Here is a 25,772-nt window from a genome sequence, read left to right as displayed (position 1 = left end):
CGAGGGGGATAACATGTACGGCGCAAAAGGCACGCAAGCCTACGCAAAGATTGAGGTTGAAAGCGCGGTGATGAGCGCCAGCCAGCAACAGCTGGTTATCATGCTATTTGATGGAGCCCTCAGCGCGCTGGTTCGCGCGCGTCTGTTCCTGGGAGACGGCAATATCCCGGCAAAAGGCCTGGCACTTTCAAAAGCTATCAACATTATTGAAAACGGGTTGAAAGTGGGCCTTGTGGAAAATAACGGTGATGAGCTAACGCAAAACCTGATTGCACTTTATGCCTATATGGTACGTCGCCTCCTGCACGCCAACGTGAATAACGACGCCAGCGCCATCGAAGAGGTGGAAATGTTGCTGCGTAATATCGCTGACGGGTGGAAGGAGGTTGCCGGTACGCCACAACTGATGCAGGACGCCTTCTAATGAGTAATGCACCGCAACTCTATACCCTCTATCAGCAACTCCTGGAGCAGAGCCAGTTGATGTTGCGACTGGCTCGCCAGGGTTTATGGGATGACCTCATCACCTGTGAAACCGATTATGTCAACGCGGTGCACTCGCTGGCTCGTCTCACGCAGGATGAAGAACCCTCTGCACAACTGCAGGAGCAGCTTCGCCCCACTCTGCGCGTGATCCTGGACAACGAAAGTCAGGTGAAAACATTGCTGCAGGCCAGAATGAACGAACTGGCTAAACTGGCGGGTCAATCCTCCATCCAAAAAACCGTTCTTTCTACCTACAGCAACCAGGGGGGCCATGTCCTGGTCCCGCAAAGTAGCAGCGACCTTAATTAGCCATTTCACTGGCGAACGAGCATTACCCGCTTCGTTCGCCAGGCATTTCTGCCAAACCTGCTCCATACTTGAGTTTCGCGACCTCATGGAGACGGTGCATGCGCAATCCAACCTTACTGCAATGCTTTCATTGGTATTACCCTTCTGGCGGTGAACTGTGGCGAGAAGTCACGGCCTTAGCCCCCAACCTTAACGAAATTGGCATTAATATGGTCTGGCTGCCCCCGGCTTACAAAGGCGCATCGGGCGGATACTCGGTGGGTTACGACTCGTACGACATTTTCGATCTCGGCGAATTCGACCAGAAAGGCAGCGTTGCCACAAAATACGGTGATAAGACACAGCTGCTGGAAGCAATCAATGCCCTAAAAAGTAACCAGATTGCGGTACTGCTGGACGTGGTGGTGAACCATAAAATGGGGGCGGATGAAAAAGAGTCGGTTAAGGTTCAGCGCGTCAATGAACAAGACCGCACGCAAATCGATGACGAGATCATCGAGTGTGAAGCCTGGACACGCTATACCTTCCCCGTCCGCGCCGGAAAATATTCACAGTTTGTCTGGGACTTTAGATGCTTCAGCGGGATTGACCATATTGAGAATCCCAATGAAGACGGCATCTATAAAATCGTCAACGACTATACCGGGGAAGGCTGGAACGATCAGGTCGATGATGAAATGGGCAACTTCGATTATCTGATGGGCGAAAATATCGATTTTCGTAACCACGCGGTGACCGAGGAGATCAAATACTGGGCGCGCTGGGTGATGGAACAAACCCAGTGTGACGGTTTTCGCCTCGATGCGGTAAAACACATTCCGGCCTGGTTTTATAAAGAGTGGATTGAACACGTGCAGGAGGTGGCGCCTCAGCCGCTGTTTATTGTCGCGGAATACTGGTCGCATGAGGTGGATAAACTGCAGAACTATATCGATCAGGTCGACGGCAAGACGATGCTGTTCGATGCCCCCCTGCAGATGAAGTTTCACGAAGCGTCGCGCCAGGGCCGTGACTATGACATGAGCCAGATTTTCACCGGCACGCTGGTCGAAGCCGATCCTTTCCATGCGGTCACTCTGGTCGCCAATCACGACACGCAGCCGCTGCAGGCGCTGGAAGCCCCGGTCGAGGCCTGGTTTAAGCCGCTGGCCTATGCGCTGATCTTACTGCGTGAAAACGGCGTACCGAGCGTGTTTTATCCCGATCTTTTTGGCGCCAGCTACGACGATACGGGCGGAGACGGCGAAACGTACCACATTGATATGCCGGTCATCGAGCAGCTTCATGAGCTGATCCTCGCCCGTCAGCGTTTTGCCCACGGCGTGCAGACCCTGTTCTTCGACCATCCGAACTGTATCGCCTTTAGCCGCAGCGGAACCGATGACGCACCGGGCTGCGTAGTCGTGCTTTCAAACGGCGATGACGGCGAGAAAGTGATTTGTCTCGGGGAAAACTACGGCGACAGAACGTGGCGAGATTTTCTCGGCAATCGTGAGGAAACCGTCACCACCGCCGCGGATGGCGAAGGGACGTTCACCTGCAAGGGCGGAAGCGTCAGCGTGTGGGTGATGGAGGACGTACTGTAGAACGGTGCCGGGTAGCGTTTATGCTTACCCGGCATCAAAACTTAAGGCAGCTGACTCTCCAGCGGGTTCTTGCTCAGATAATCTGCACACTCCACCGTTGGGCGATCAACCTTCTGCAGTTCCATTCCGTCATACTCAAGCGTTGATCCTTCGCGCGCCAGCGGATAGATATCCAGCTTGCGGGTCACGTTGTAGTAATCATCAGAACGCAGCATGATTTTACCCGGCACCGCCACCACGCGCTGCCACTGACGGCAATCCAGCGTATCGCCCTCTTCGGTGACCACCAGCGTGGCAATCGCCTCCGGGCTGACCATCTTGCTTTGCGGCCCTTTTGACTGCCAGTATCCTGCCAGATGCGTCGGAACAGGATGCTTAATCACGTCCTGATAGTTGTCCACCTGAACGCACCCGGTCAGCGCCAGCAGCACGCCAGCCATTGCTATTTTTTTCATCATCTTTCCTGCATGCGAAGAAAAAAACATTGTGGCATTAAAGCGTTGACGCCGCCAGAGGGAGAACGAGGGCTTTTAAACCTGCATCGCCATGACGTCCTGATAAGCAGACACCAGCTTATTACGCACCTGTAACCCCATCTGCAGGGAAACCGACGCTTTTTGCAGATCGGCCATCACATCGTTCAGCGCCACGCCCGGCTCTCCGAGGGTGAACTTCTCCGCCTGGGTTCGTGCCGCGGTCTGGGTATCACTGATGCGGTCAAGCGCAGCGTGCAGTTGCCCCGCAAAGCTGATGGCCGGCGGTTGTTCTGCCACGTTCTGATTCCGCGCCGTCATCGCCGTTGCCTGCAGCTGACTGATTACCCCTTCAATACCCTGTATAGCCATGACACTCCCCTGGATGGTTTTTTACGCGGTCAAGACTAACAGCTTGTCAATAAGATAAAGGCGGTAAATAGCGTTAAAAAACCAGGTTATTTGACGCATAGAAAATCCCGAATCATCAAATAATGGCAGGGCCATAAGTATGGACCTTTTGTCGTGTTTGCCGACCCGGGAGTCAGTTTTGTTTCTCTACACGAATAACGTAAACCACCTTGATTTAAGGGGTGCGCAATGAGTGCAACTGCATCAACAGCGCCAGATAATAAATCAGTCGAGTGGATGAACCGCCTTCGCGCGAACCCTAAAATCCCGTTGATCGTGGCAGGCGCTGCCGCCATTGCGATCCTTGTAGCAATGGTTTTATGGGCAAAAAGCCCTGATTACCGCACGCTTTACAGCAATCTTTCCGATCAGGATGGCGGAGCCATCGTCACCCAGCTTACCCAGATGAACATCCCTTATCGATTTGCCGATAACGGCGGCGCGCTTGAAGTGCCTGCGGATAAGGTGCATGAGCTGCGTTTACGCCTGGCACAGCAGGGCCTGCCAAAAGGCGGCGCGGTCGGTTTTGAGCTGCTGGATCAGGAAAAATTTGGTATCAGCCAGTTCAGCGAGCAGGTCAACTACCAGCGCGCGCTGGAAGGCGAGCTGGCCCGTACGATTGAAACCTTAGGCCCGGTGAAGAGTGCGCGAGTGCACCTTGCGATGCCTAAACCGTCGCTGTTTGTCCGCGAACAAAAGTCCCCTTCCGCTTCCGTGACCGTCAACCTTGAGCCAGGCCGCGCGCTGGACGAAGGGCAAATTAGCGCCGTCACGCATTTGGTATCCAGCGCCGTCGCGGGCTTACCGCCGGGCAACGTGACCCTGGTCGATCAGAGCGGCCACCTGCTGACCCAAAATAACAGCGCGGGTCGCGACCTGAATGACGCCCAGCTGAAATATGCCGCCGACGTTGAAGGCCGTCTCCAGCGTCGTATTGAAGCCATTCTCGGCCCGGTAGTGGGCAACAGTAACGTGCATGCACAAGTTACTGCGCAAATTGATTTCTCAAATAAAGAACAAACAGAAGAGCAATACAGCCCGAACGGCGATGCCTCTCAGGCGGTGATGCGTTCTCGCCAGATCAACTCGAACGAGCAGATTGGCGGCCAATACCCTGGCGGCGTGCCGGGCGCGCTATCTAACCAGCCCGCTCCCGCCAACGCGGCACCTATCTCGACGCCGCCGGCAAATCAGCAGAATGCGCAGCAGACCACGTCTACGGCGAACAGCTCGGGTCCTCGCACCACCAGCCGTAACGAAACCACTAACTACGAAGTTGACCGTACGATCCGTCACACCAAACTGAACGTGGGCGACGTTCAGCGTCTCTCCGTTGCCGTGGTGGTGAATTACAAAACCCTGCCGGACGGTAAGCCGCTGCCGCTGACCGCCGAGCAGATGAAGCAGATTGAAGATCTGACCCGCGAAGCGATGGGGTACTCGGAGAAGCGCGGCGACACCCTGAACGTGGTCAACTCACCGTTCAACGCCGTTGACGAGACCGGTGGCGAACTGCCGTTCTGGCAACAGCAGGCGTTTATCGATCAGCTGATGTCTGCGGGCCGCTGGCTGCTGGTGCTGATTGTTGCGTGGATCCTGTGGCGTAAGGGCATTCGTCCTCAACTCCGCCGCCGTGCCGAAGCGGAGAAAGCCGCTCAGGAGATGATGGTTGCGCGTCAGCAGGATACAGAAGACGCGGTAGAAGTGCGCCTCAGCAAAGATGAACAGATGCAGCAGCGTCGTGCCAATCAGCGCATGGGCGCTGAGGTTATGAGCCAGCGCATTCGCGAAATGTCAGACAACGATCCGCGCGTCGTCGCGCTGGTCATCCGCCAGTGGATGGGTAACGAACATGAGTAACACGCTTACAGGCACTGATAAAAGCGTCATCCTGCTGATGACCATTGGCGAAGACCGTGCGGCAGAGGTGTTTAAGCACCTCTCCCAGCGCGAGGTGCAGATCCTCAGTGCGGCCATGGCCAACGTACGCCAGATCTCCAACAAGCAGCTGACGGAAGTGCTGGCAGAGTTTGAGCAGGAAGCCGAACAGTTTGCCGCGCTCAACATCAACGCCAACGACTACCTGCGTTCTGTGCTGGTCAAGGCGCTGGGCGAAGAGCGTGCCGCCAGCCTGTTGGAAGATATTCTGGAAACGCGCGATACCGCCAGCGGCATCGAAACGCTCAACTTTATGGAACCGCAGAGTGCCGCCGACCTTATTCGCGACGAGCACCCGCAGATTATTGCGACCATCCTGGTACACCTCAAACGCGGTCAGGCGGCCGATATTCTGGCGCTGTTCGACGAGCGTCTGCGTCACGACGTGATGCTGCGTATCGCCACCTTTGGCGGCGTCCAGCCAGCCGCGCTGGCAGAACTGACCGAGGTGTTGAACAACCTGCTCGACGGCCAGAACCTCAAGCGCAGCAAAATGGGCGGCGTGAGAACGGCGGCAGAGATCATCAACCTGATGAAAACGCAGCAGGAAGAAGCGGTTATTACGGCGGTTCGCGAGTTCGACGGCGAGCTGGCACAAAAAATCATCGACGAAATGTTCCTGTTCGAGAATCTGGTCGAAGTGGACGATCGCAGCATCCAGCGCCTGCTTCAGGAAGTGGACTCCGAATCGCTGCTTATTGCCCTCAAAGGTGCCGAGCAGCCGCTGCGCGAGAAGTTCCTGCGCAACATGTCTCAACGTGCGGCAGATATCCTGCGCGACGACCTCGCCAACCGTGGCCCGGTTCGTCTGTCTCAGGTGGAAAACGAACAAAAAGCTATCCTGCTTATTGTTCGTCGTCTGGCGGAAACCGGCGAGATGGTGATTGGCAGCGGAGACGACACGTATGTCTAACGAGCTGCCGTGGAAGCGCTGGACCCCTGACGACCTGGCGCCTCCCCTCTCCGAATTCACCCCTGCCGTGATGTCGTCCGCGGAGAACGACAGCGCCGTCGAGGTGCCTGAGCTTAGCGAAGAAGAGCAACGCACGCAGATGTTGGCTCAGCTGCAAATGCAGGCGCACGAGCAAGGGTTTAACGCGGGGATGAACGAAGGCCGGCAGAAAGGCCAGGAACAGGGCTATCAGGAAGGCCTGGCAAAAGGTCTTGAGCAAGGCATCGAGCAGGCGCGCCAGCAGCAGGCCCCGCTTCATGCCCGCATGCAGCAGCTGGTCAGCGAGTTCCAGCACACGCTGGATGCGCTGGACAGCGTGATTGCCTCCCGTCTGATGCAGATGGCGCTGGAAGCGGCTCGCCAGGTGATTGGCCAAACGCCAGCGGTAGATAACACCGCGTTAATTAAACAGATTCAGGGCCTGCTGCAGCAGGAGCCGCTGTTCAGCGGAAAACCGCAGCTGCGCGTTCACCCAGACGATCTCCAGCGCATCGAGGAAAGCCTGGGCGCTACGCTAAGCCTGCACGGCTGGCGTCTTCGCGGCGACCCGTCGTTACATCACGGCGGGTGTAAAGTCTCTGCCGATGAGGGCGATCTGGACGCCAGCGTTGCTACACGCTGGCAAGAACTGTGCCGCCTGGCAGCACCGGGAGTCGTCTGATGACCGCACGCCTCACGCGCTGGCTTAACACGCTCGATAATTTTGAAACCAAGATGGCCCAACTGCCCTCCGTTCGTCGTTATGGACGCCTGACGCGTGCCACCGGTCTGGTACTTGAAGCCACTGGCCTGCAGCTGCCGCTGGGCGCGACCTGCGTCATCGAGCGCCAGGAGGGTCTGGAAATGCGCGAAGTCGAGAGCGAGGTGGTGGGTTTTAACGGCCAGCGTCTGTTCCTGATGCCGCTTGAAGAGGTGGAAGGCATTCTTCCCGGCGCGCGCGTCTATGCAAAGAATAATTCGGGCGACGGGCTGCACAGCGGTAAACAGCTGCCGCTCGGCCCTGCGCTGCTCGGCCGCGTGCTGGACGGGAGCGGCAAACCGCTCGACGGCCTGCCTTCCCCGGACACCACCGAAACCGGCGCGTTGATTACGCAGCCATTCAACCCCCTGCAGCGTACCGCCATTGAGCATGTGTTGGATACCGGCGTGCGGCCCATTAACGCCCTGCTGACCGTAGGGCGCGGGCAGCGTATGGGTTTGTTCGCCGGCTCCGGCGTGGGTAAATCCGTTCTGCTCGGCATGATGGCGCGCTATACCCAGGCGGACGTGATCGTCGTGGGTCTGATCGGCGAGCGTGGCCGAGAAGTGAAAGACTTCATCGAAAACATTCTGGGCGCAGACGGTCGGGCTCGTTCGGTGGTGATCGCCGCCCCGGCAGACGTCTCTCCCTTATTGCGAATGCAGGGCGCGGCCTATGCCACCCGCATCGCAGAAGATTTCCGTGACCGTGGTCAGCACGTGCTGCTGATCATGGATTCCCTGACCCGCTACGCGATGGCGCAGCGTGAAATCGCCCTGGCGATCGGTGAACCTCCGGCCACCAAAGGGTATCCACCTTCGGTCTTCGCCAAGCTCCCGGCGCTGGTTGAGCGTGCGGGGAACGGGATCAGCGGCGGTGGCTCCATCACGGCATTCTATACGGTACTGACCGAAGGCGATGACCAACAGGACCCGATCGCCGACTCCGCGCGTGCGATCCTGGACGGCCACATTGTGCTTTCACGGCGTCTGGCCGAAGCCGGGCACTATCCCGCTATCGATATTGAAGCCTCAATCAGCCGCGCCATGACGGCGCTGATTACCGAGAAGCACTACGCCCGCGTGCGTAACTTCAAACAGCTGCTTTCCAGCTTCCAGCGCAACCGCGATCTGGTCAGCGTCGGCGCCTATGCCAAGGGCAGCGACCCGATGCTCGACAAAGCGATTACCCTGTGGCCACAGCTGGAGGCGTTTTTACAACAAGGTATTTTTGAACGCGCCGACTGGGAAGATTCACTCCAGGCTCTGGAGCTGATTTTCCCGCAGGTGTAACACAGGTGGAGGGCGAAGGTTATGGCGCAAAATAGCGCGTTATCAACGCTAAAAGATCTGGCTGAAAAAGAAGTTGATGATGCCGCACTGCAGCTTGGCGCAATGCGGCGCGGGTGCCAGCAGGCTGAAGAACAGTTGAAGATGTTAATCGACTATCAGCACGAATATCGCACCAACCTTAATACCGACATGACGCAGGGCATTGGCAGCCAGCGCTGGATTAACTATCAGCAGTTTATTCAGACGCTGGAAAAGGCGATTGAACAACACCGCCAGCAGCTTACCCAGTGGACCCAAAAGGTCGATACCGCGCTGAATTTCTGGCGTGAGAAAAAGCAGCGACTGCAGGCCTGGCAGACCTTACAGGATCGGCAGGTTGCAGCGGCGACCCTGGCGGAAAACCGTCAGGATCAGAAGAAAATGGATGAGTTTGCCCAGCGCGCATCAATGAGGAAACCAGAATGATCACACTGCAACAGCTATTGATGACCGACAGCGATGCGTCAGGCGGCACGCTGACGGGGAAAGGCGCCGAGGGCGCGCAAGACTTTCTTTCTCTGCTGGCGGGCGCGCTGACCGATGCCACCGGACAGGGCAAAGATGCGCCGCTGACCCTGGCTGACCTGAAAGCCGCGGGCAGCAAGCTCTCTAAGGTCGCGCAGGACGCCAAAGGGGATACGACCCCTCTGCAGGCAAAAATTGCCGACCTGCTTTCGCGTCAGACACCGCTTTCTGCCGACGACACCGCCGAAACCCCGACGCTGCAAACGCTCGTTTCCGGGCTGATGCCCACCTCACACGGCGACGCGCTTAAATCGCTAACGTCGGCGACGGCAAAAGATGACGGCAAAAGCGAGCTGAGCGAAGACGAACTAGCAGGGTTGAGCGCGCTGATGGCGATGCTGCCTCCCCCGCAGACCGCCGCGCCAGCTGCGACCTCCTCGACACGCGCTGACGGCATTTCAGACCGGCCCGTACTGACGTCTGCGGCGTTGACGCAACGTGGTGCGAATCAGTCATCCCTGAACAACGCGCTGCCTGGCCATGAAAAAGCGCAGTCCGCAACACCTTATCAGGCACAGGATGTGGATACGTCTCAGCCAGCCACGCCCGCCGTGGCCGCTGCGGCGGAGAAACATGACCTCGCCAGTTCATTCTCCACCACCACGCCAACGGCAACCTTGGCCCCAGTGGTCTCAAGCCTTCATAGCGCCCAGCCTGCCGCCACCGTTGCCACTGCGGCGGTATTAAGCCAGCCGCTGGGTACCCACGAATGGCAACAAAACCTGAGCCAGCACATCACCCTGTTTACTAAGCAGGGGCAGCAGACCGCTGAACTGCGTCTGCACCCGGAAGATCTGGGCCAGGTGCAAATTTCGCTTAAGCTGGATGATAACCAGGCGCAGCTGCAAATGGTCTCTCCGCACAGCCACGTGCGCGCCGCGCTGGAAGCCGCGCTGCCAATGCTGCGTACTTCGCTGGCCGAGAACGGCATTCAGCTTTCCCAGAGCAGCGTCAGCAGCGAGAGCTTTGCCGGGCAACAACAGTCGTCCTCGCAGCAACAGCAGCAGGCCACGCGCTCAGGCCAACGCGGCGATTTTACGGAAGAGAGCGATGAGTTACTGCCGACGCCTGCCGCCCTGCAATCCGCCGCGCGCGGGAACAGTGCCGTAGACATATTCGCCTAAACGCCAGAGGTAGCGTGATTATCCCCGTCTTTTCCACGCTTTGAGATAAGGCGGACACGGGATAATCACCCTATTAAGCTGTACCGAAACAGGAAGCTCGTATCAGATGACAGACTCCGCTATCACTAAAAAAAGCAAGCGTTCCATCTGGATCCCGCTGCTGGTGTTGATCACGCTCGCCGCCTGCGCTACCGCGGGCTATAGTTACTGGCGTATGCAGCAGGAACCTTCCACCGCTGCGGCCAAAGCCGAAGTGCCGCCACCGCCGGCTCCGGTGTTCTTCCCGCTGGATACCTTCACCGTTAACCTGGGTGATGCGGATCGTGTGCTCTATGTGGGCATTACGCTGCGCCTGAAAGACGAAGCCACCCGTTCTCGTCTGAACGATTACCTTCCTGAAGTGCGTAGCCGTCTCCTGCTGCTGTTCTCTCGTCAGGATGCTTCAACGCTTGCCACGGATGACGGTAAGCAAAAACTGGTCGATGCAATTAAGCAAACGCTGGCGGCTCCGCTGGTAAACGGCCAACCTAAGCAGGAAGTCACTGACGTTCTGTATACAGCCTTCATACTGCGGTAACGACATGGGCGACAGTATTCTTTCTCAGGCAGAAATCGATGCGCTGCTCAACGGCGACAGCGATAAGAATGACGATCCGCAGCCGGGTCTGAGCGGTGACGACAATATTCGTCCCTATGACCCGAATACCCAGCGTCGCGTAGTACGTGAGCGTCTGCAGGCGCTGGAGATCATCAACGAACGTTTTGCACGTCAGTTCCGTATGGGGCTGTTTAACCTGCTGCGCCGCAGCCCGGATATCACCGTTGGTGCGATCCGCATTCAGCCTTATCACGAGTTTGCCCGCAACCTGCCGGTGCCAACCAACCTTAACCTGATCCATCTGAAGCCGCTGCGCGGCACAGGTCTGGTGGTGTTTTCCCCAAGCCTGGTGTTCATTGCGGTGGATAACCTGTTCGGTGGCGATGGACGTTTTCCAACGAAAGTGGAAGGCCGTGAATTTACCCATACCGAGCAGCGCGTGATTAACCGCATGCTGAAGTTGGCGCTGGAATCCTATAGCGACGCGTGGAAAGCCATTAACCCGCTGGAAGTGGAATACGTTCGCTCCGAGATGCAGGTGAAATTCACCAATATCACCACCTCTCCAAACGATATCGTCGTGAACACGCCGTTCCACGTGGAGATCGGTAACCTGACCGGCGAGTTTAACATCTGCCTGCCGTTCAGCATGATCGAACCGCTGCGTGAACTGCTGGTCAACCCGCCGCTGGAAAACTCCCGCAACGAAGATCAGAACTGGCGCGAAAACCTGGTGCGTCAGGTTCAACATTCGCAGCTGGAGCTGGTGGCAAGTTTCGCCGATATCCCCTTGCGGTTATCCCAGATTTTGAAATTACAACCCGGCGATGTTTTGCCGATAGAAAAACCCGACCGCATTATTGCCCATGTGGATGGTGTCCCCGTGCTGACCAGTCAGTACGGCACAATTAACGGCCAGTATGCGTTACGCGTTGAGCACTTGATCAACCCGATATTGAATTCGCTGAATGAGGAACAGCCCAAATGAGTGACATGAACAATCCGTCCGATGAAAACAGCGGAGCACTGGACGATCTGTGGGCTGACGCATTAAACGAGCAAAAAGCGCCTGCAGCAAAGAGTGCTGCGGACGCGGTATTCCAGCAGTTAGGCGGTGGCGATGTCAGCGGCACGCTGCAGGATATTGATCTGATTATGGATATCCCGGTTAAGCTTACCGTTGAGCTCGGTCGTACCCGCATGACCATTAAAGAGCTGCTGCGTCTGGCGCAGGGTTCCGTCGTGGCGCTTGACGGCCTGGCCGGTGAGCCGCTGGATATTCTGATCAACGGCTATCTAATTGCCCAAGGCGAAGTCGTGGTGGTTGCCGATAAATACGGCGTGCGCATTACCGACATCATTACGCCTTCTGAACGTATGCGTCGTCTGAGCCGTTAAGCATGAAAACCCAGGCAACGATATCGCCCCCCTCTGCCGTTCCCGGTTCCCCCCTGCTCCAGGTGAGCGGCGCGCTGTTCGGTATTATTGCCTTCATTCTTATCGCAGCCTGGCTGGCAAAGCGGTTTGGCCTGGCGGGTAAAACCGCCGGTGCGCGCGGTCTGAAGGTCAGCGCCAGCACGTCACTGGGGCCGCGCGAGCGCGTGGTCATTGTCGATGTGGAAGATGCGCGCCTGGTGCTGGGCATTACCGCTTCAAACATCAACGTTTTACATAAGCTGCCGCCTGCCCCCCTCTCGGGTGACGAGAGTGCAGAAGCCCCTGCGGATTTTCAGTCCGTGATGAAGAGTTTGCTTAAGCGTTCCGGGAGATCCTGATGCGCCGTTTGTTATCCCTTACGCTTGCGGGCCTTGGCCTGTTTGCTCCTGCTGTCTATGCACAGCTGCCAGGCCTGATTTCCACCCCGATTGCCGGCGGCGGACAAAGCTGGTCTCTCCCGGTTCAGACGCTGGTATTCATCACATCGCTGACGTTTATCCCGGCGATTTTGCTGATGATGACCAGCTTCACGCGCATCATTATTGTCTTTGGCCTGCTCCGAAACGCGCTGGGTACTCCGTCCGCGCCGCCTAACCAGGTCCTGCTGGGCTTAGCCCTGTTTTTAACCTTTTTTATTATGTCGCCGGTAATAGATAAAATTTATACCGACGCCTATCAGCCGTTTAGCGAAGATAAAATCTCGATGCAGGTGGCGCTGGAAAAAGGGGCGCAACCGCTGCGTGAATTTATGCTGCGTCAGACGCGTGAAGCGGATCTGGCGCTGTTCGCCCGCCTCTCCAACACCGGCGAACTGCAGGGCCCGGAAGCCGTTCCAATGCGCATCCTGCTGCCAGCCTACGTGACCAGCGAACTGAAAACCGCCTTCCAGATTGGCTTTACCATTTTCATCCCGTTCCTGATCATCGATCTGGTGATTGCGAGCGTGCTGATGGCGCTCGGGATGATGATGGTGCCTCCGGCAACCATTGCCCTGCCCTTTAAGATCATGCTCTTTGTACTGGTCGACGGCTGGCAGCTGCTGGTCAGTTCGCTGGCGCAGAGTTTCTACAGTTGAGGAGCGCGCAATGACGCCAGAATCGGTCATGATGATGGGCACGGAAGCGATGAGAGTCGCCATTGCCGTCGCCGCACCTCTGTTACTTGTTGCGCTGGTGACCGGTCTTATCATCAGTATTTTGCAGGCTGCCACGCAGATTAACGAAATGACGCTGTCGTTCATTCCAAAAATCATTGCCGTGTTCGTGGCGATTATCGTCGCCGGCCCGTGGATGCTGAACCTGTTGCTGGACTATATGCGCAACCTGTTTACCAACCTGCCGTATATCATCGGCTAAGACGACGATGCTGCATTTCACCAGCGACCAGTGGGTTCAGTGGCTTGGCGTCTATTTCTGGCCGATGCTGCGCATCCTGGCGCTCATTACCACCGCCCCGATTCTCAGTGAGAAAAGCATCCCCAAGCGGGTCAAAGTGGGGCTGGGCATCATCATTACGATCATTGTCGCCCCAACTCTGCCGCCCGTGAATATTCCCATCTTTTCGGCCAACGCGGTGTGGGTGGCGCTGCAGCAGGTGATGATCGGCGTGGCCGTCGGCTTTACTATGCAGCTTGCCTTTGCCGCCGTGCGTACCGCCGGTGAGCTGATTGGTCTGCAGATGGGGTTATCCTTTGCCACCTTCGTCGACCCCGGAAGCCATCTCAACATGCCGGTGCTGGCCCGAATTATCGACCTGCTGGCCATGCTGCTGTTTCTCACCTTTAACGGCCATCTGTGGCTGATCTCCATGCTGGTGGATACTTTTCATACGCTGCCGATTGGCGAGACCCCGGTGAACAGCAACGCCTTCCTGGCGCTCGTTCGTGCTGCCGGGCTCATTTTCCTCAACGGGTTGATGCTGGCCCTGCCGATCATTACCCTGCTGCTGACCGTGAATCTGGCGTTAGGCTTACTCAATCGTATGGCACCGCAGCTATCGGTGTTTGTCATCGGCTTTCCACTCACATTGACGGTCGGTATTTTATTAATGTCGTTGTTAATGCCGCTTATCGCCCCCTTCTGTGAACATTTATTCAGCGAGATATTCAACCTGTTAGCAGATATTGTTAGTGAACTGCCTCGTAAATAATAGCCCGCAATGTTTACATTGTCTTTCTGAGGATATTCCTAAAATAAAACATGAAAAACATCTTCCAGGATATATCTGACGCGGTTTAATTGTTTCTAACCACCTCACAATACTTAATATTTACTTTACTTTAAGAAGATTCCTGGCAAATTATACGTAACTTTACGGGATAGTGAGTCCGCCTGAAAGTCTTTGTCATGCTCACAGGTTTTATTACGTTTTTCCATCCCGTATGGCTGTTTTGAGCTCTCAGGCAGATGGTGAATTATCGTTACGCATTGAGTGAGGGTATGCCATGTCAACGATCATTATGGATTTATGCAGCTACACCCGGCTAGGGTTAACCGGGTACCTGGCAAGCAGAGGGGTAAGAAAGAGGGACATCAACGATGCACACACTGTTGATGAACTTGCAGCCGCTTGTGATGAACTCAAGCCAGGCGTGGTGTTTATTAATGAGGACTGTTTCATTCACGATCCAGCCAACAGTCAGTACATTAAGCAAATCATTAATCAGCATCCTAAAACTCTGTTTATTGTTTTTATGGCGATCGCAAATATCCATTTCGATGAGTATTTGTTGGTCCGTAAAAATTTATTAATCAGTTCTAAATCGATTAAACCTGAGTCGCTGGATGACATTTTGGGTGATTATTTGAATAAAGAAGTAAAGAATGTAGGAGCGGTTAACTTACCCACTCTATCATTAAGCAGAACTGAATCAAGTATGCTGCGAATGTGGATGGCTGGACAAGGGACAATTCAGATCTCAGACCAGATGAATATCAAAGCAAAAACCGTTTCGTCACACAAAGGAAATATTAAAAGGAAAATTAAAACGCATAATAAGCAAGTGATTTATCACGTGGTTCGCCTGACTGATAATGTGACGAACGGGATTTTCGTCAATATGCGCTAGTCCTCATTCAACCTAAGTACCCTACCCTTGATCTCTGGCCTGGCCAGAGATTTTTGCTTTTACAGCAGATGTCGGGCATGCAGTTTGCCACCCGACACCCCGCTAGTCTGCCTTCTCCACAAAGATCCCGTCAGAATGCCCCAGCTCGTTGAAGAACCAGATGCCGAGCGGGTAGTCTTCCAGTGATACCAGGTACATTGTGCCTTCACTAAACTCTTCTATTGCCAGCACCACGCCCGGGCGGCGTGTCCCACCGTCCGTTTTAACGGTGACCCGATCGTTGACGTTCATACGTTCCTCCTGTGGTTTTGAGCCAGTGTAGAACAAAACGCATTAACTGGCATCGCCAGCGGGTGTGAATGCCGTTTTTGTGTGCAGTCTATACTTACTGTTGGACACGGTTGTATGAGGTATCTGTGATGAAGACTGAAAAAGAGTACAGCGACACAATCAAACGCGACGTTGAGGTGGATGTCGATGCCCTGCTTGCCGCCATCAATGAGATCAGTGAGTCCGACGTTCGCCGCACGGATGATGAATCCGACAGAGTCATTGTCAACGGGAGGGATTACCACACCTACCGCGAGCTGGCCGAGGCGTTTGAACTGGATATCCACGACTTTAGCGTGTCTGAGGCGAACCGTTAGGGCGAAAAAAATCCCGGTCATGGGGATGACCGGGATCAAACTTGCTTATGCAAGAAGCACTTGAAAATTCGTTACACCAGGAAATCTGATGTAGGAGAAACACTATCCCCAACGAATTTGTCTGACAAGCATATATTCTCCTGATGAATATAATATTTGATACAGGCGGATTTTTGTTATGAGTAACAACATACGCCCCGTGCGGGTTTAGCGGGATCGTTTCCAATTTTACCGTTTTCCACCGGGGAATTTTTTAAGAATATTCTTAGACACCCTCTTTCAACAGCAGGAGTCGGTATGCCTTCACTCCAGGAAACATTGCTGGTTTTTTCCGACCTGGATGGTTCATTGCTGGATATCCATACCTATGAATGGCGCCCGGCACTGCCCTGGCTCGACAAACTTCAGGATGCCCAAATTCCGGTCATTCTCTGCAGCAGCAAGACCGCAGCAGAAATGCGCGACATTCAGGAGGAGCTCGGTCTGGAGGGATTGCCCTTTATCGCCGAGAACGGCGCGGTGATCCAATCCGACGTGCGCTGGGAAACCGGCCCGCGCCTTATTCAGGGCATGCCCCATAGGGATATTTCCCCGCGTATCGAACAAATTCGGCTACAGACCGGGTTTAAATTCACCACCTTCGATGACGTAGACGTTCACGTCATCGGCGAGTGGACCGGACTGAATCGTTATCGTGCGGCGCTGGCGCGCAGGCACGAGGCATCGGTGACGCTCATCTGGCGCGACAGCGATGAAAAAATGGCGCGATTTGAAGAAGAGCTGGCGCTATGCGGCCTGAAGTGCGTGCAGGGCGCGCGCTTTTGGCACGTTCTGGACGCCCGCTGCGGAAAGGATATGGCGGTCAGCTGGTTGATTGATCGGTATGCAGAACGGGAACAGATGATACCGACGACGATTGGCCTGGGCGACGGGCCCAACGATGCCCCGCTTCTGGACAGCGTGGACTTCGCGGTAGTGATAAAGGGCATTAACCGCCACGGGATTGTGCTTCGCGACGACAATCCTGGCCGGGTATACCACACACAGCAGCCCGGCCCGGCTGGCTGGCGTGAGGGGCTGGATCACTTCTTATCGTGATCCTGCCAAACCACCCGATTGCGCCCACTCTGTTTTGCCTGATACAGCCGGGCATCCGCAATCGACTGCAGCTGTTCGAAGTCGTAATTCCCTCTTTCCTGGGCACTGCTCACGCCAAATGAGGCGCTAACGCGTAGCGTCGTGCTCTTCTTCACCAGAATCTCTTTGTTGTCGATGCGCACGCGGATCCGCTCTGCGATCTCGGCAGCGTGTTCACGCGAAATGCCTGGCAACACCACGCAGAATTCTTCTCCCCCCACGCGTCCGGCAACATCGCTTGCGCGTAACCCGCTGGCGATAATCCCAGCAGCGTGAGACAGAACCTTATCACCGGCCTGATGACCGAAACGGTCATTGATACCTTTGAAGTGGTCGAGGTCAATCTGAATGACCGAGAATGGCAGCGACTGCTGCTCGCACTGCTTCGCCAGCAGCTTCGCCCGCTCAAAGAGCGCGCCACGATTATTCAGGCGCGTTAAGGGATCGTGCCAGGCCTGCCATTGCAGCGAGTGCTGGAGCGTATACATGTTGCTCACCATCCGGCGTATCACCAGCCATGAGATCAGCAGCATGGCGGTAAAAAGTGCCCACAGCAGCGCCAGTACAATGCTGATGTTACCAAAATCCCCACGTACGCCTTCGTCCAGGGTGTGCACGCGCAGCACTACGCCATCAAAATGGTCGAGCCGCTCCCAGCTGATAAACCGGCTTCCCAGGCGTAACCCCCCTCGGGTATCGGTTTCGATGTCCCGAGCAATCAACGCCATTTCATTCGCGTCGAAGTGATTAACCCTGTTCGCCGACGTTTCAGAGGTCGCAATCATATTGAGACGGGTATCGTAAAGCTGGTACTCGCCCTGGGCATGGTCATCCATCGCCTCCACCAGCAGGCGTTTCATGGTGGAAAAGCTAAAATCCATCGCCACGACGCCGTACCAGAAGTGGTCATAATAAATCGGCACGCTGGCAGTGATGAGCGGCGCATCGCCGACAAAGGATGAGGGTGGCGATATAAACCAGCGAACCGCGCCTGCGCGGTTTTCCCGCTCGGACTGCTGGGTAAACCAGGGCTGGGTGACCATCTGATAATAGCGGGGAGCAATATCATGCGGCTGTTCAGGCGTATCGGTGGCAAGGAAGAACCCGGCACGGGAAACATAAATGACGCGCTCTTCTTTACGCGCATTCGATGCCGCCAGACGCAGTAAATACCCCACTTCCAGCGCGGCGGAAAGTTCGTTTGTCAGGCGGTCTTTATCACGGTTCAGGAGCGTGGTCTTGTCGACAAACGCGTCGGACACGCCGTTGATCGGCAACGTGCGGTTGCTGTCTACCGCAATTTGCCACGCACGGGCGTTGCGCTGGGTATCGAAGCGCTTAACCGCATCGTGCAGTACGCCTAATGTGAGAGGCGTTTGCAGCGCATCGCGCATGCTTTGGCGGAAAAATAGCATCTTGTCGACGCTGAACTGTAACTGCCTGTCCAGCGAATTGGCGACGGTTTCCAGATGGTTACGCTGGCTGGCAATGTAGGCATCCTCTAACACGACCACTTCACGCCACGTCAGAAGCGTTGAAAACACCAGCACCACGATAAAACAGAGATTAACAATCAGGCCAGGATTGCTACGTTTATGCAGCCATTGTAGAAAAGATCGTCTTTGAACAAAGGTATCGCGCTGCACACACTCTCCCTGATTGTCACTACGCAAGTAAAAACGCCCGGAAAAACCGGGCGTTTAGTGATTAAGCCTTATCGCGCTTTTGCCGCCCGTCACCCGCTTGAAGCTCGTCTTCACGAAAAGCTTCCCGCTTGATGCCGTAACCATCGTACCACCGACATTCCACCATTCCACTGGAATATCCGGTCACGATCATGCGCGGACCGCCATTTTTAGGCTTAACTTCATCACTGACCAAAAAGACCATACCTGCCTCCTGTATCAGGGTGAAACGTTTTCAATTTAGACGAGGAATGGCCTTTTTGCACTGTCGATCGCGCGCTAATTAGTGCGATTTTCCGCGCATGCGGTTAACCAGTGTCACACCCGCCACCACGATAGCGCCGATGATAAAGCCCAGCACCAGATTCAGCAGCGTTGGCAGTATGGCGGCCACCATCGCGCCGTGTGCTGACGCAAAGTGCTCAATCGCATGGTGTAGCGGTGCGATACCGTGGACGACAATCCCGCCCCCCACGAGGAACATAGCCAGCGTGCCGATCACAGACAAACTCTTCATCAGCCAGGGGGCGAGAACCAGCAACCCTTTCCCGATACCGCGCGCCACGGCACTCGATTTCTCCTCCAGCCAGTAGCCAATGTCATCCAGCTTGACGATCAGGCCGACCAGACCGTATACGCCCACCGTCACCAGAATGGCGATACCGGAAAGCACGATCACCTGATTCATCAGCGGGGCTTCAGAGACAATTCCAAGCGTAATTGCCACGATTTCAGCCGAGAGGATAAAGTCAGTACGAATGGCCCCTTTTACCTTGTCTCGCTCGAAGGTTTTTGGATCCTGCGCGGCAATCGCCTCAAGACGCTGCTGACGCATTTCCGGCGTGACGTTCTCTTTACGTGACGCCAAGGTGTGAAGGACTTTCTCAACCCCTTCAAAACAGAGGAACGCGCCGCCGATCATCAGCAATGGCGTAATGGCCCAGGGGATAAACGCGCTAATGAGCAGTGCCAGCGGAACGAGAATTACCTTGTTTACGAAGGAACCTTTTGCCACGCCCCAGACGACCGGCAGTTCCCGATTCGCGCGAACGCCACTCACCTGCTGCGCGTTCAGCGATAAATCATCTCCCAACACCCCTGCGGTCTTTTTCGCCGCCAATTTACCCATCACCGAAATGTCGTCCAGTAACGTGGCAATATCATCCAGTAATGTTAATAAGCTACTTCCTGCCAAAATCTCTATCCTTCTTTTTTTGGTAATTAAGTGAATAGTATGGAACAAAACTGAACACCCGGAAACAGGCGTGACGCGTCAACAAAAATTTCACATCAGCAACACAATTAAAGCGCTCGCCAGCCCGATAGTTTTGGCGTTTACTATGATCGAACTTTTTATTTCGACGTGAGGGACTATGCGTTTCCGGCAATTATTACCGCTCATTGGAGCACTTTTTTCGCTGTATATCATCTGGGGATCCACCTATTTTGTCATTCGTATTGGTGTGGAAAGCTGGCCCCCACTGATGATGGCCGGTATTCGCTTCCTTTCGGCGGGCGTGCTGCTGATGGCTTTTTTACTGCTGCGCGGACACAAGCTGCCTGCGCTTCGGCCATTGCTTAATGCCGCTCTGGTAGGCCTGCTGTTGCTGGCTGTCGGGAACGGATTTGTCACGGTTGCAGAACACCAGAACGTGCCGTCAGGGATCGCCGCCGTGGTCGTCGCCACCGTCCCGCTGTTTACGCTCTGCTTCAGCCGTCTTTTCGGCATTCGCACCCGCAAGCTGGAATGGCTGGGGATTGGAATTGGGCTTGCCGGAATTATCCTTCTTAACAGCGGCGGCAACCTGAGCGGCAACCCGTGGGGTGCACTGCTGATTCTCATTGGCTCCATGAGCTGGGCGTTTGGTTCCGTCTACGGTTCACGCATTGAGTTGCCGTCGGGCATGATGGCGGGCGCCATCGAAATGCTCGCGGCGGGCATTGTGCTGTTGATTGCCTCAACGCTGACCGGTGAGAAACTGACGGCAATGCCGGACCTCTCCGGATTCCTGGCCGTGGGTTACCTTGCGCTGTTTGGCTCTATTATTGCCATTAACGCCTACATGTTCCTGATCCGCAACGTCTCCCCTGCCGTGGCGACAAGCTACGCCTACGTCAACCCGGTGGTCGCCGTGCTGTTGGGCACCACTTTTGCGGGCGAAACGCTGTCGCCAATTGAATGGCTGGCGCTGGGTGTGATTGTCTTTGCCGTGGTGCTGGTGACGCTGGGTAAATATTTGCTGCCCGCCAGGCCGGTAGTTACGCCGTGTGAGGTAGAGAAACCTTAATGCCCTGCGTATCGATCTGCGCGGCCTGAACGCCGCCGCAGATCCACTCCTCGAGGCGCTCTGCCAGGTCCCTATCGTTCAATTTTAATTTGCCGCGCAGGGCGCACTCCCACACGACCAATACCCGCCAGCCCTGCGCCAGAAGCGCAGCAATATCGCGGTTGTCACGTTCTACGTTCTTGCCAATCTTCTCCAGCCAGAAAGCCGTACGCGTCGCCGGGACCTTGAACAGATAGCAGTCGTGATGATGCCAAAAGCAGCCGTGGGTAAAGATGATGCACTGATAGGCGTCGATGACAAAATCAGGACGCCCGGCAAGCGCGGCATCCTGCACCCGAAAATCAAACCCTGCCTGAGTCAGTAAACCGGCGAGCCGTTTTTCAATCGCGGTGTCACGCGTGCCGATGGCACGCATGTTTTTACTGCGCGTGGCCTTATTGTGGACATCCGTCATTGACGGCCTCGCTTTGGCGCAGCGCAACGGCCTGTTTGATGCGCGGGGCCAGCAGCTTCGCCACTGCCGCAAACGCGGGCACCACCACGGAGTTACCAAACTGGCGATAGGCCTGGGTATCCGAAACCGGAATACGGAAGCTGTAACCCTGCGGTGACTCGAATCCCATTAACCGCGCGCATTCGCGGGGTGTTAAACGGCGTGGGCGATGGCGCTGGTTCTCAGGATCGTCAAAGTCTTTTTCACCCAGCGCCATATTCCAGCCTCGGTCGATCAGGATTTCCGCGCCGTCTTTGTAATAGCGCGCAGATAAGGTGCGGGTAACGCTGCCTGGGTTATTGGGATTCACCATGCCAAAGCCGAAGCCGTTACCTTTCGCCTGGTGTTTTTTGGCGTAGCGATAGAGGTATTTCCACAGCACCGGTGTGAGGATAAATTTCGCATCCACTACAGGTTCAAGCAAGTCGGCAATCGTCGGTCGACGCGCCGGATAGAACGACGGGATATCCCGCAGGGTAAAATCACCTTTAAGATTGAGATCGCGACGGAAACCGACCAGCACAATGCGTTCGCGATGCTGAGGCAGGAAATTTTTGCCGTCGATAATTTTCGGGTCATTGGCCCCCATATCCTGCGAATCGGCGACGTCGTACCCCAGCTCATCTAGCGTTTGCATAATGATACGGAAGGTTTTGCCCCCGTCGTGACTCTTTAAATTCTTGACGTTTTCCAGCACAAAAATCGGCGGACGGCGGGCATCAATAATGCGCACAACATCAAAAAAAAGCGTTCCCTGGGTATCGCAGGCAAACCCGTGGGCGCGACCGAGGGCATTTTTCTTCGATACCCCGGCGAGCGAAAAAGGCTGACATGGGAATCCGGCCAACAGCACGTCATGCGCCGGAATGTTCTGGCGGATGTGCTCGGCGGCCTCTTCATCGCTGACGCCGCTTTTGTGGCTCAGCGTGACGTCGCGGATATCCGCATTGAACTGGTGCGCATGGGGATCGCAGTACCAGTTTGCTTTATAGGTCCGTACCGCGTGTTTGTTCCACTCGCTGGTAAACACGCACTGACCCCCGATAGCGTCGAACCCGTATCGGATCCCGCCGATGCCGGCGAAGAGATCGATAAAGCGAAAGGCATAGTTCGGATGCGCAGCAGAAGGTCGCGGCAGCAGATCTTGCAGGTGGCGAAACTCACCGTCGCTTAGGCGGTGCCCCGCCCGCTCGCTGGTGAGCAGTCGCTTAAGGATTGCCGGACTCCAGTGGTTCTCACCCAGTGCCACGAGCTGGTTTACCAGCGTTTTAGCATCATAGATATCCAGAAGCCGTTGCAGCAGCGCCTGCACCGCTGCCGTTGATTTCTCAGCCTGCTCTGGCGCGGGCTCAGTCAGTGATCGATTTTCCTGCATTCTATTAACCGGAGAATAAAGACTGGAAACAGATTACCACAGTTCACTCGCTCAAACTGCGGCGAAAGCGGTGCTGGACCTCGCTATCCAGCCCCAGGCAGTCCCCCTTTAATTCCGCGCTCAGTTTTGCCAAAAACAGGATCAGGAAATCGGCGTTGTGCCGCGCGAGCTCACGCCCCATGTCTGTTTGCATGGTCACTGGCAGGTGTAACAGTTTGGTCTGGAAATGATCGAGCGCAAAGGCTTTATCATTGAGTTCTCGCGAATCAGCAAAAGGATCGCGGGCATCAAACAGCGCCACGCCCAGCGAACCAGACACCGCAAAGACGCGCGCCAGGCCGATAGCCCCTAACGCTTCCAGACGGTCAGCATCCTGAACTATTTGGGCCTCAAGACTTTGCGGAGTCATTCCGGCGCTAAAGCTGTGCGCTTCAATGGCATGTTCCACTGCGGCATAGCGTTCCGGCGGGAAATCCGGGAAGTCACGCTGCAGAATCTCACGCGTTTCGCGCGCCGCCAGAAACGATGACTGGCTGCGTTCAGGGTGATTTTTTGGCAGGCTGACAATGTCATGAAAATAGCAGGCGGTCAGAATCACCAGCGGATCGACAGCCTGCCTCGCCATGATTTTCTGCGCCGTCATCCAGACGCGCCGGAAGTGAGAGATATCATGCGCGGCATCGTCAGTCGTATGGTTTTCATGGAGCCAGGATTCAAAGCGGTGTTGCCACTGCGCGAGTTCCATCATTACATCCTGTCGCGGGAAAAGAGGCATGAATTATAACATATTCGAATTAAATCAATTAAATAATACAACTTAGAAATACTTAACAATAATTACCACCTATATTTTCAATAAATTAATTCACGTGAAAAATAAAGAGATTAATTGAAATATTTTGCAATATTTATGAGATTTTAATTACATTTATTTTTGAACCAAAATAACAATCCTTAGAATAGTATCGACCCTGTAATTGCGGAGAGTAATTACATATATTCATATAAATTATCTTTCAAGGGAATATATAATGAAAAGAAAAGTTCTGGCTATTCTTGTACCCGCGTTATTAATGGCTGGCACAGCAAATGCGGCTGAAATGTATAACAAGGACGGCAACAAAGTTGACCTTTACGGCAAAGTTGATGCGCGTCATACCTTCTCTGACAACGCTGGCGACGACGGCGATGAAACCTATGTGCAGGTGGGTTTCAAAGGCGAATCACAGATTACCAACGACCTCGTTGGTTACGGCCAGTGGGAATATAAAACCTACGCAAACAATACTGAAAACGCCGGCGATAAATCATTTAACCGTCTGGCGTTTGCGGGTCTGAAATATGGCGAATACGGCTCATTTGATTACGGTCGTAATTACGGCGTCGTGTATGACGTCGAAGCCTGGACCGATATGCTGCCGGTATTTGGCGGTGATTCTTACACCTGGACCGATAACTTTATGAACGGCCGCGCAAATGGCCTGGCAACCTACCGTAATTCCGGTTTCTTCGGTCTGGTTGAGGGGCTGAATTTTGCGCTGCAGTACCAAGGCGCGAATGAAGGTTCAAATGCCAACGAAGATCAGGAAGGCACTAAAAACGGTCACACCGACCCGCGTTTCCAGAACGGTGACGGTTTCGCAATGTCCACGTCTTATGACTTTGACTTCGGTCTGAGCCTGGGTGCAGCATACTCCTCTTCTGACCGTAGCAATGAACAGGAGGGATTAGGTCGAAATAGCGCCCTGATCGCAGGCGGCGAAAAAGCAGATGTCTGGACTGTTGGCGCAAAATACGATGCGAATCGCCTCTATCTCGCAATGATGTACGCGCAAACCCGCAACATGACCCCCTACGGTGATGATGGCATCGCGGACGAAACTCAGAACGTTGAAGCGGTTGCGCAGTACCAGTTCGACTTCGGCCTGCGTCCATCCCTTGCCTGGGTTTACTCCAAGGGTAAAGACATGACGTATCCTGGTAACGGTAGCAATCCTCAGGGTCAACACGGCGATATGGATCTCGTGAACTATATCGACCTCGGCATGACCTACACCTTCAATAAAAACTTCTCTACCTATGTTGATTACAAAATCAACCTGCTGGACGAAGATAAGTATTTCTATGAAGCTAACGGCATCGCAACTGACGACATCGTTGGCGTAGGCATGACCTACCAGTTCTAATTCCCCAAAATACTAAAGGCCGCAATTGCGGCCTTTTTCTGCGCTGTATATTACGGCGCTTCCTGCAGCGCCACGCGAATAAAGCCGTTATTCTGCGCCAGCAGCTCATGCGCCTTCCACGCATCCAGCCCCGTCAGCACCATCAATACCGCCGTTTTGCAGTTATGGTTGCAGCTCTCAAGCGCGGTTTTTGCTACACCTCGCGTGCATCCCCCCGCCTCCATCACAATGGCGATTTGCCGCTCTGCCCATTTGGTGCTGCTCGCCTCCAGATCCACGCGCAGGTTGCTGTACACGCGTCCGGTTCGAACCGCGAGCCCGGTCGTCACCATCGTGAGGATCATTTTTTGCGCGATCCCCGCTTTGGTGTTGATGTACCCAGCTACCACATCCGCGCCGAGATCCGGCGCGACCACCATGCTCGCCAGCTGCGCCGCTTCACTTCCTGCATCGCAGGTGATCACTGCAACCGGCGATCCCAGCGACCACGCATGACGCATGGCTCCCCAGACCCAGGGGGTTTTCCCACTTACGGTGACCGCAAGCATCATGTCATGTTCATCAAATTTGATGGCCTGCAGGTCAGCAACTCCCCGCTCATAGCTTCCCGCGTCGTCATCTGCCGTGATGGCAAGGACCGGCGTTTTTCCCGGTGCGTACTCGTCCGCAGACTGTTTTGCCACGCAGCCAGACGGGCCGGCGCCGACAATAACCAAACGCCCGCCGTGACTCAGCGTTGCCGCCGCGTTATCGACCACGCGGGCAATTGTTGCTAAGAAGGGGGTGATGGCTTCAGAGATATGTGCATCATCCTGGTGAATGACATTCAGCATGTCCAGCGTGGACAATCTATCGATATTCATCGTGCTGGCGTGCCGTCTTTCCTTGACTGAACCGGTAAGCATAATGCTCATAAACAGCCTCCTTATTATGAGTTCCCACACACTATAAAGTGTTTTATATGGGTGACCTGCGAGGGGCGTCA

The 25,772-nt window shown here is 55.1% G+C and carries 31 protein-coding genes; 21 read left to right on the top strand and 10 right to left on the bottom strand.

What is annotated here, in order from left to right:
- Window positions 1-13 precede the first annotated feature (13 nt).
- The 3 genes from fliS to amyA all read left to right on the top strand — a co-directional run bounded on the left by fliS (window position 14) and on the right by amyA (window position 2,381).
- A complete protein-coding gene (gene fliS / locus V5P19_RS03035; protein ID WP_334400005.1) occupies window positions 14-424 on the top strand; it encodes a flagellar export chaperone FliS in 411 nt (136 codons plus the stop codon).
- Entirely contained in the window at window positions 424-795 is a 372-nt protein-coding gene (gene fliT, locus V5P19_RS03030; protein WP_334400003.1) for a flagella biosynthesis regulatory protein FliT, read from the top strand. Before fliS ends, fliT begins: the two co-directional genes overlap by 1 nt.
- 98 nt (window positions 796-893) lie before the next feature.
- Window positions 894-2,381 (top strand): alpha-amylase, encoded by a 1,488-nt coding sequence (gene amyA, locus V5P19_RS03025; RefSeq protein WP_334400001.1) that lies wholly within the window; start codon window positions 894-896, stop codon window positions 2,379-2,381.
- A 41-nt stretch (window positions 2,382-2,422) separates the two neighbouring features.
- Here the strand turns inward: amyA and yedD are convergent, their stop codons facing one another.
- Both yedD and fliE read right to left on the bottom strand, forming a co-directional pair.
- Entirely contained in the window at window positions 2,423-2,836 is a 414-nt protein-coding gene (gene yedD / locus V5P19_RS03020; RefSeq protein WP_334401121.1) for a lipoprotein YedD, read from the bottom strand.
- A gap of 75 nt (window positions 2,837-2,911) precedes the next feature.
- Window positions 2,912-3,226 carry a flagellar hook-basal body complex protein FliE gene (gene fliE / locus V5P19_RS03015; RefSeq protein WP_334399999.1) on the bottom strand — a complete coding sequence of 105 codons (315 nt, stop codon included), beginning with the start codon at window positions 3,224-3,226 and terminating at the stop codon, window positions 2,912-2,914.
- Window positions 3,227-3,454: 228 nt separating this feature from the next.
- Between fliE and fliF the strand changes: the two genes are divergently transcribed.
- The 14 genes from fliF (at window position 3,455) to rcsA (ending at window position 14,976) form a co-directional block, all read left to right on the top strand.
- The gene (fliF, locus tag V5P19_RS03010; protein WP_334399997.1) at window positions 3,455-5,125 is read left to right on the top strand and encodes a flagellar basal-body MS-ring/collar protein FliF; all 1,671 of its coding nucleotides are present in this window, start codon (window positions 3,455-3,457) and stop codon (window positions 5,123-5,125) included.
- Window positions 5,118-6,116: a flagellar motor switch protein FliG gene (gene fliG / locus V5P19_RS03005; RefSeq protein WP_006176209.1), complete on the top strand. Its 999-nt coding sequence runs from the start codon at window positions 5,118-5,120 to the stop codon at window positions 6,114-6,116. Before fliF ends, fliG begins: the two co-directional genes overlap by 8 nt.
- A complete protein-coding gene (fliH, locus tag V5P19_RS03000) occupies window positions 6,109-6,816 on the top strand; it encodes a flagellar assembly protein FliH (protein ID WP_334399994.1) in 708 nt (235 codons plus the stop codon). The genes fliG and fliH overlap by 8 nt, the downstream gene beginning before the upstream one ends.
- A complete protein-coding gene (fliI, locus tag V5P19_RS02995; RefSeq protein ID WP_334399992.1) occupies window positions 6,816-8,186 on the top strand; it encodes a flagellar protein export ATPase FliI in 1,371 nt (456 codons plus the stop codon). The genes fliH and fliI overlap by 1 nt, the downstream gene beginning before the upstream one ends.
- A 21-nt stretch (window positions 8,187-8,207) precedes the next feature.
- On the top strand, window positions 8,208-8,651 hold the full coding sequence (gene fliJ, locus V5P19_RS02990; protein ID WP_334399990.1) for a flagellar export protein FliJ: 444 nt from the start codon (window positions 8,208-8,210) through the stop codon (window positions 8,649-8,651).
- Window positions 8,648-9,874, top strand: coding sequence for a flagellar hook length control protein FliK (gene fliK, locus V5P19_RS02985; RefSeq protein WP_334399988.1), 1,227 nt, complete (start codon window positions 8,648-8,650; stop codon window positions 9,872-9,874). The genes fliJ and fliK overlap by 4 nt, the downstream gene beginning before the upstream one ends.
- A 106-nt stretch (window positions 9,875-9,980) precedes the next feature.
- Window positions 9,981-10,451: a flagellar basal body-associated protein FliL gene (gene fliL / locus V5P19_RS02980; RefSeq protein ID WP_334399986.1), complete on the top strand. Its 471-nt coding sequence runs from the start codon at window positions 9,981-9,983 to the stop codon at window positions 10,449-10,451.
- Window positions 10,452-10,455: 4 nt separating this feature from the next.
- Window positions 10,456-11,460, top strand: a complete 1,005-nt coding sequence (gene fliM / locus V5P19_RS02975) for a flagellar motor switch protein FliM (RefSeq protein ID WP_334399984.1) — start codon at window positions 10,456-10,458, stop codon at window positions 11,458-11,460.
- Window positions 11,457-11,870 (top strand): flagellar motor switch protein FliN, encoded by a 414-nt coding sequence (fliN, locus tag V5P19_RS02970; RefSeq protein ID WP_334399982.1) that lies wholly within the window; start codon window positions 11,457-11,459, stop codon window positions 11,868-11,870. The genes fliM and fliN overlap by 4 nt, the downstream gene beginning before the upstream one ends.
- A 2-nt stretch (window positions 11,871-11,872) precedes the next feature.
- Complete coding sequence (gene fliO / locus V5P19_RS02965) at window positions 11,873-12,247, top strand: flagellar biosynthetic protein FliO (protein ID WP_334399980.1); 375 nt, start codon at window positions 11,873-11,875, stop codon at window positions 12,245-12,247.
- Complete coding sequence (gene fliP / locus V5P19_RS02960; RefSeq protein ID WP_334399978.1) at window positions 12,247-12,984, top strand: flagellar type III secretion system pore protein FliP; 738 nt, start codon at window positions 12,247-12,249, stop codon at window positions 12,982-12,984. The genes fliO and fliP overlap by 1 nt, the downstream gene beginning before the upstream one ends.
- A 10-nt stretch (window positions 12,985-12,994) precedes the next feature.
- Window positions 12,995-13,264, top strand: coding sequence for a flagellar biosynthesis protein FliQ (gene fliQ, locus V5P19_RS02955; RefSeq protein WP_334399976.1), 270 nt, complete (start codon window positions 12,995-12,997; stop codon window positions 13,262-13,264).
- Between the two features lie 7 nt (window positions 13,265-13,271).
- Window positions 13,272-14,057 (top strand): flagellar biosynthetic protein FliR, encoded by a 786-nt coding sequence (gene fliR, locus V5P19_RS02950; protein ID WP_334399974.1) that lies wholly within the window; start codon window positions 13,272-13,274, stop codon window positions 14,055-14,057.
- Between the two features lie 295 nt (window positions 14,058-14,352).
- Window positions 14,353-14,976: a transcriptional regulator RcsA gene (rcsA, locus tag V5P19_RS02945; protein ID WP_334399972.1), complete on the top strand. Its 624-nt coding sequence runs from the start codon at window positions 14,353-14,355 to the stop codon at window positions 14,974-14,976.
- 102 nt (window positions 14,977-15,078) lie between these two features.
- Here the strand turns inward: rcsA and dsrB are convergent, their stop codons facing one another.
- Window positions 15,079-15,267, bottom strand: coding sequence for a protein DsrB (gene dsrB, locus V5P19_RS02940; protein WP_334399970.1), 189 nt, complete (start codon window positions 15,265-15,267; stop codon window positions 15,079-15,081).
- Between the two features lie 128 nt (window positions 15,268-15,395).
- On the opposite strand from dsrB, the gene yodD reads away from it, so the two are divergent.
- Together yodD and V5P19_RS02930 are read left to right on the top strand one after the other, a co-directional pair.
- The gene (gene yodD / locus V5P19_RS02935) at window positions 15,396-15,623 is read left to right on the top strand and encodes a YodD family peroxide/acid resistance protein (protein ID WP_334399968.1); all 228 of its coding nucleotides are present in this window, start codon (window positions 15,396-15,398) and stop codon (window positions 15,621-15,623) included.
- Between the two features lie 297 nt (window positions 15,624-15,920).
- Window positions 15,921-16,721, top strand: coding sequence for a mannosyl-3-phosphoglycerate phosphatase-related protein (locus V5P19_RS02930; protein WP_334399966.1), 801 nt, complete (start codon window positions 15,921-15,923; stop codon window positions 16,719-16,721).
- On the opposite strand, the gene dgcQ is transcribed toward V5P19_RS02930, so the two are convergent.
- The 3 genes from dgcQ to V5P19_RS02915 all read right to left on the bottom strand — a co-directional run bounded on the left by dgcQ (window position 16,706) and on the right by V5P19_RS02915 (window position 19,640).
- Window positions 16,706-18,406 (bottom strand): cellulose biosynthesis regulator diguanylate cyclase DgcQ, encoded by a 1,701-nt coding sequence (dgcQ, locus tag V5P19_RS02925; protein WP_334399964.1) that lies wholly within the window; start codon window positions 18,404-18,406, stop codon window positions 16,706-16,708. The two genes, V5P19_RS02930 and dgcQ, sit on opposite strands and share 16 nt — an antisense overlap.
- A 61-nt stretch (window positions 18,407-18,467) precedes the next feature.
- Entirely contained in the window at window positions 18,468-18,650 is a 183-nt protein-coding gene (locus V5P19_RS02920; RefSeq protein ID WP_334399963.1) for a DUF2158 domain-containing protein, read from the bottom strand.
- 78 nt (window positions 18,651-18,728) lie between these two features.
- Window positions 18,729-19,640 carry a DUF808 domain-containing protein gene (locus V5P19_RS02915; RefSeq protein WP_334399961.1) on the bottom strand — a complete coding sequence of 304 codons (912 nt, stop codon included), beginning with the start codon at window positions 19,638-19,640 and terminating at the stop codon, window positions 18,729-18,731.
- A gap of 178 nt (window positions 19,641-19,818) precedes the next feature.
- Between V5P19_RS02915 and yedA the strand changes: the two genes are divergently transcribed.
- A complete protein-coding gene (gene yedA / locus V5P19_RS02910) occupies window positions 19,819-20,733 on the top strand; it encodes a drug/metabolite exporter YedA (protein ID WP_334399959.1) in 915 nt (304 codons plus the stop codon).
- Here yedA and V5P19_RS02905 read toward each other — a convergent pair.
- The 3 genes from V5P19_RS02905 to V5P19_RS02895 are packed head-to-tail and all read right to left on the bottom strand — an operon-like array spanning window position 20,705 to window position 23,346.
- The gene (locus tag V5P19_RS02905) at window positions 20,705-21,187 is read right to left on the bottom strand and encodes a very short patch repair endonuclease (protein ID WP_334399957.1); all 483 of its coding nucleotides are present in this window, start codon (window positions 21,185-21,187) and stop codon (window positions 20,705-20,707) included. The two genes, yedA and V5P19_RS02905, sit on opposite strands and share 29 nt — an antisense overlap.
- Window positions 21,168-22,601 (bottom strand): DNA cytosine methyltransferase, encoded by a 1,434-nt coding sequence (locus tag V5P19_RS02900; protein ID WP_334399955.1) that lies wholly within the window; start codon window positions 22,599-22,601, stop codon window positions 21,168-21,170. The genes V5P19_RS02905 and V5P19_RS02900 overlap by 20 nt, the downstream gene beginning before the upstream one ends.
- Before the next feature lie 43 nt (window positions 22,602-22,644).
- Window positions 22,645-23,346, bottom strand: a complete 702-nt coding sequence (locus V5P19_RS02895; protein WP_334401119.1) for a phosphohydrolase — start codon at window positions 23,344-23,346, stop codon at window positions 22,645-22,647.
- 286 nt (window positions 23,347-23,632) lie between these two features.
- Here V5P19_RS02895 and ompC point away from each other — a divergent pair, with 286 nt between their 5' ends.
- Window positions 23,633-24,787 carry a porin OmpC gene (gene ompC, locus V5P19_RS02890; RefSeq protein WP_334399953.1) on the top strand — a complete coding sequence of 385 codons (1,155 nt, stop codon included), beginning with the start codon at window positions 23,633-23,635 and terminating at the stop codon, window positions 24,785-24,787.
- 50 nt (window positions 24,788-24,837) lie between these two features.
- Here the strand turns inward: ompC and V5P19_RS02885 are convergent, their stop codons facing one another.
- Window positions 24,838-25,701, bottom strand: a complete 864-nt coding sequence (locus V5P19_RS02885) for an N-acetylmuramic acid 6-phosphate etherase (protein ID WP_334399951.1) — start codon at window positions 25,699-25,701, stop codon at window positions 24,838-24,840.
- Window positions 25,702-25,772: the final 71 nt, after the last annotated feature.

Source organism: Enterobacter sp. UNJFSC 003, from assembly GCF_036903355.1.
In the GTDB taxonomy this organism is placed as follows: Bacteria; Pseudomonadota; Gammaproteobacteria; order Enterobacterales; family Enterobacteriaceae; genus Enterobacter.
This window is presented reverse-complemented; position numbering and strand designations above follow the sequence as displayed.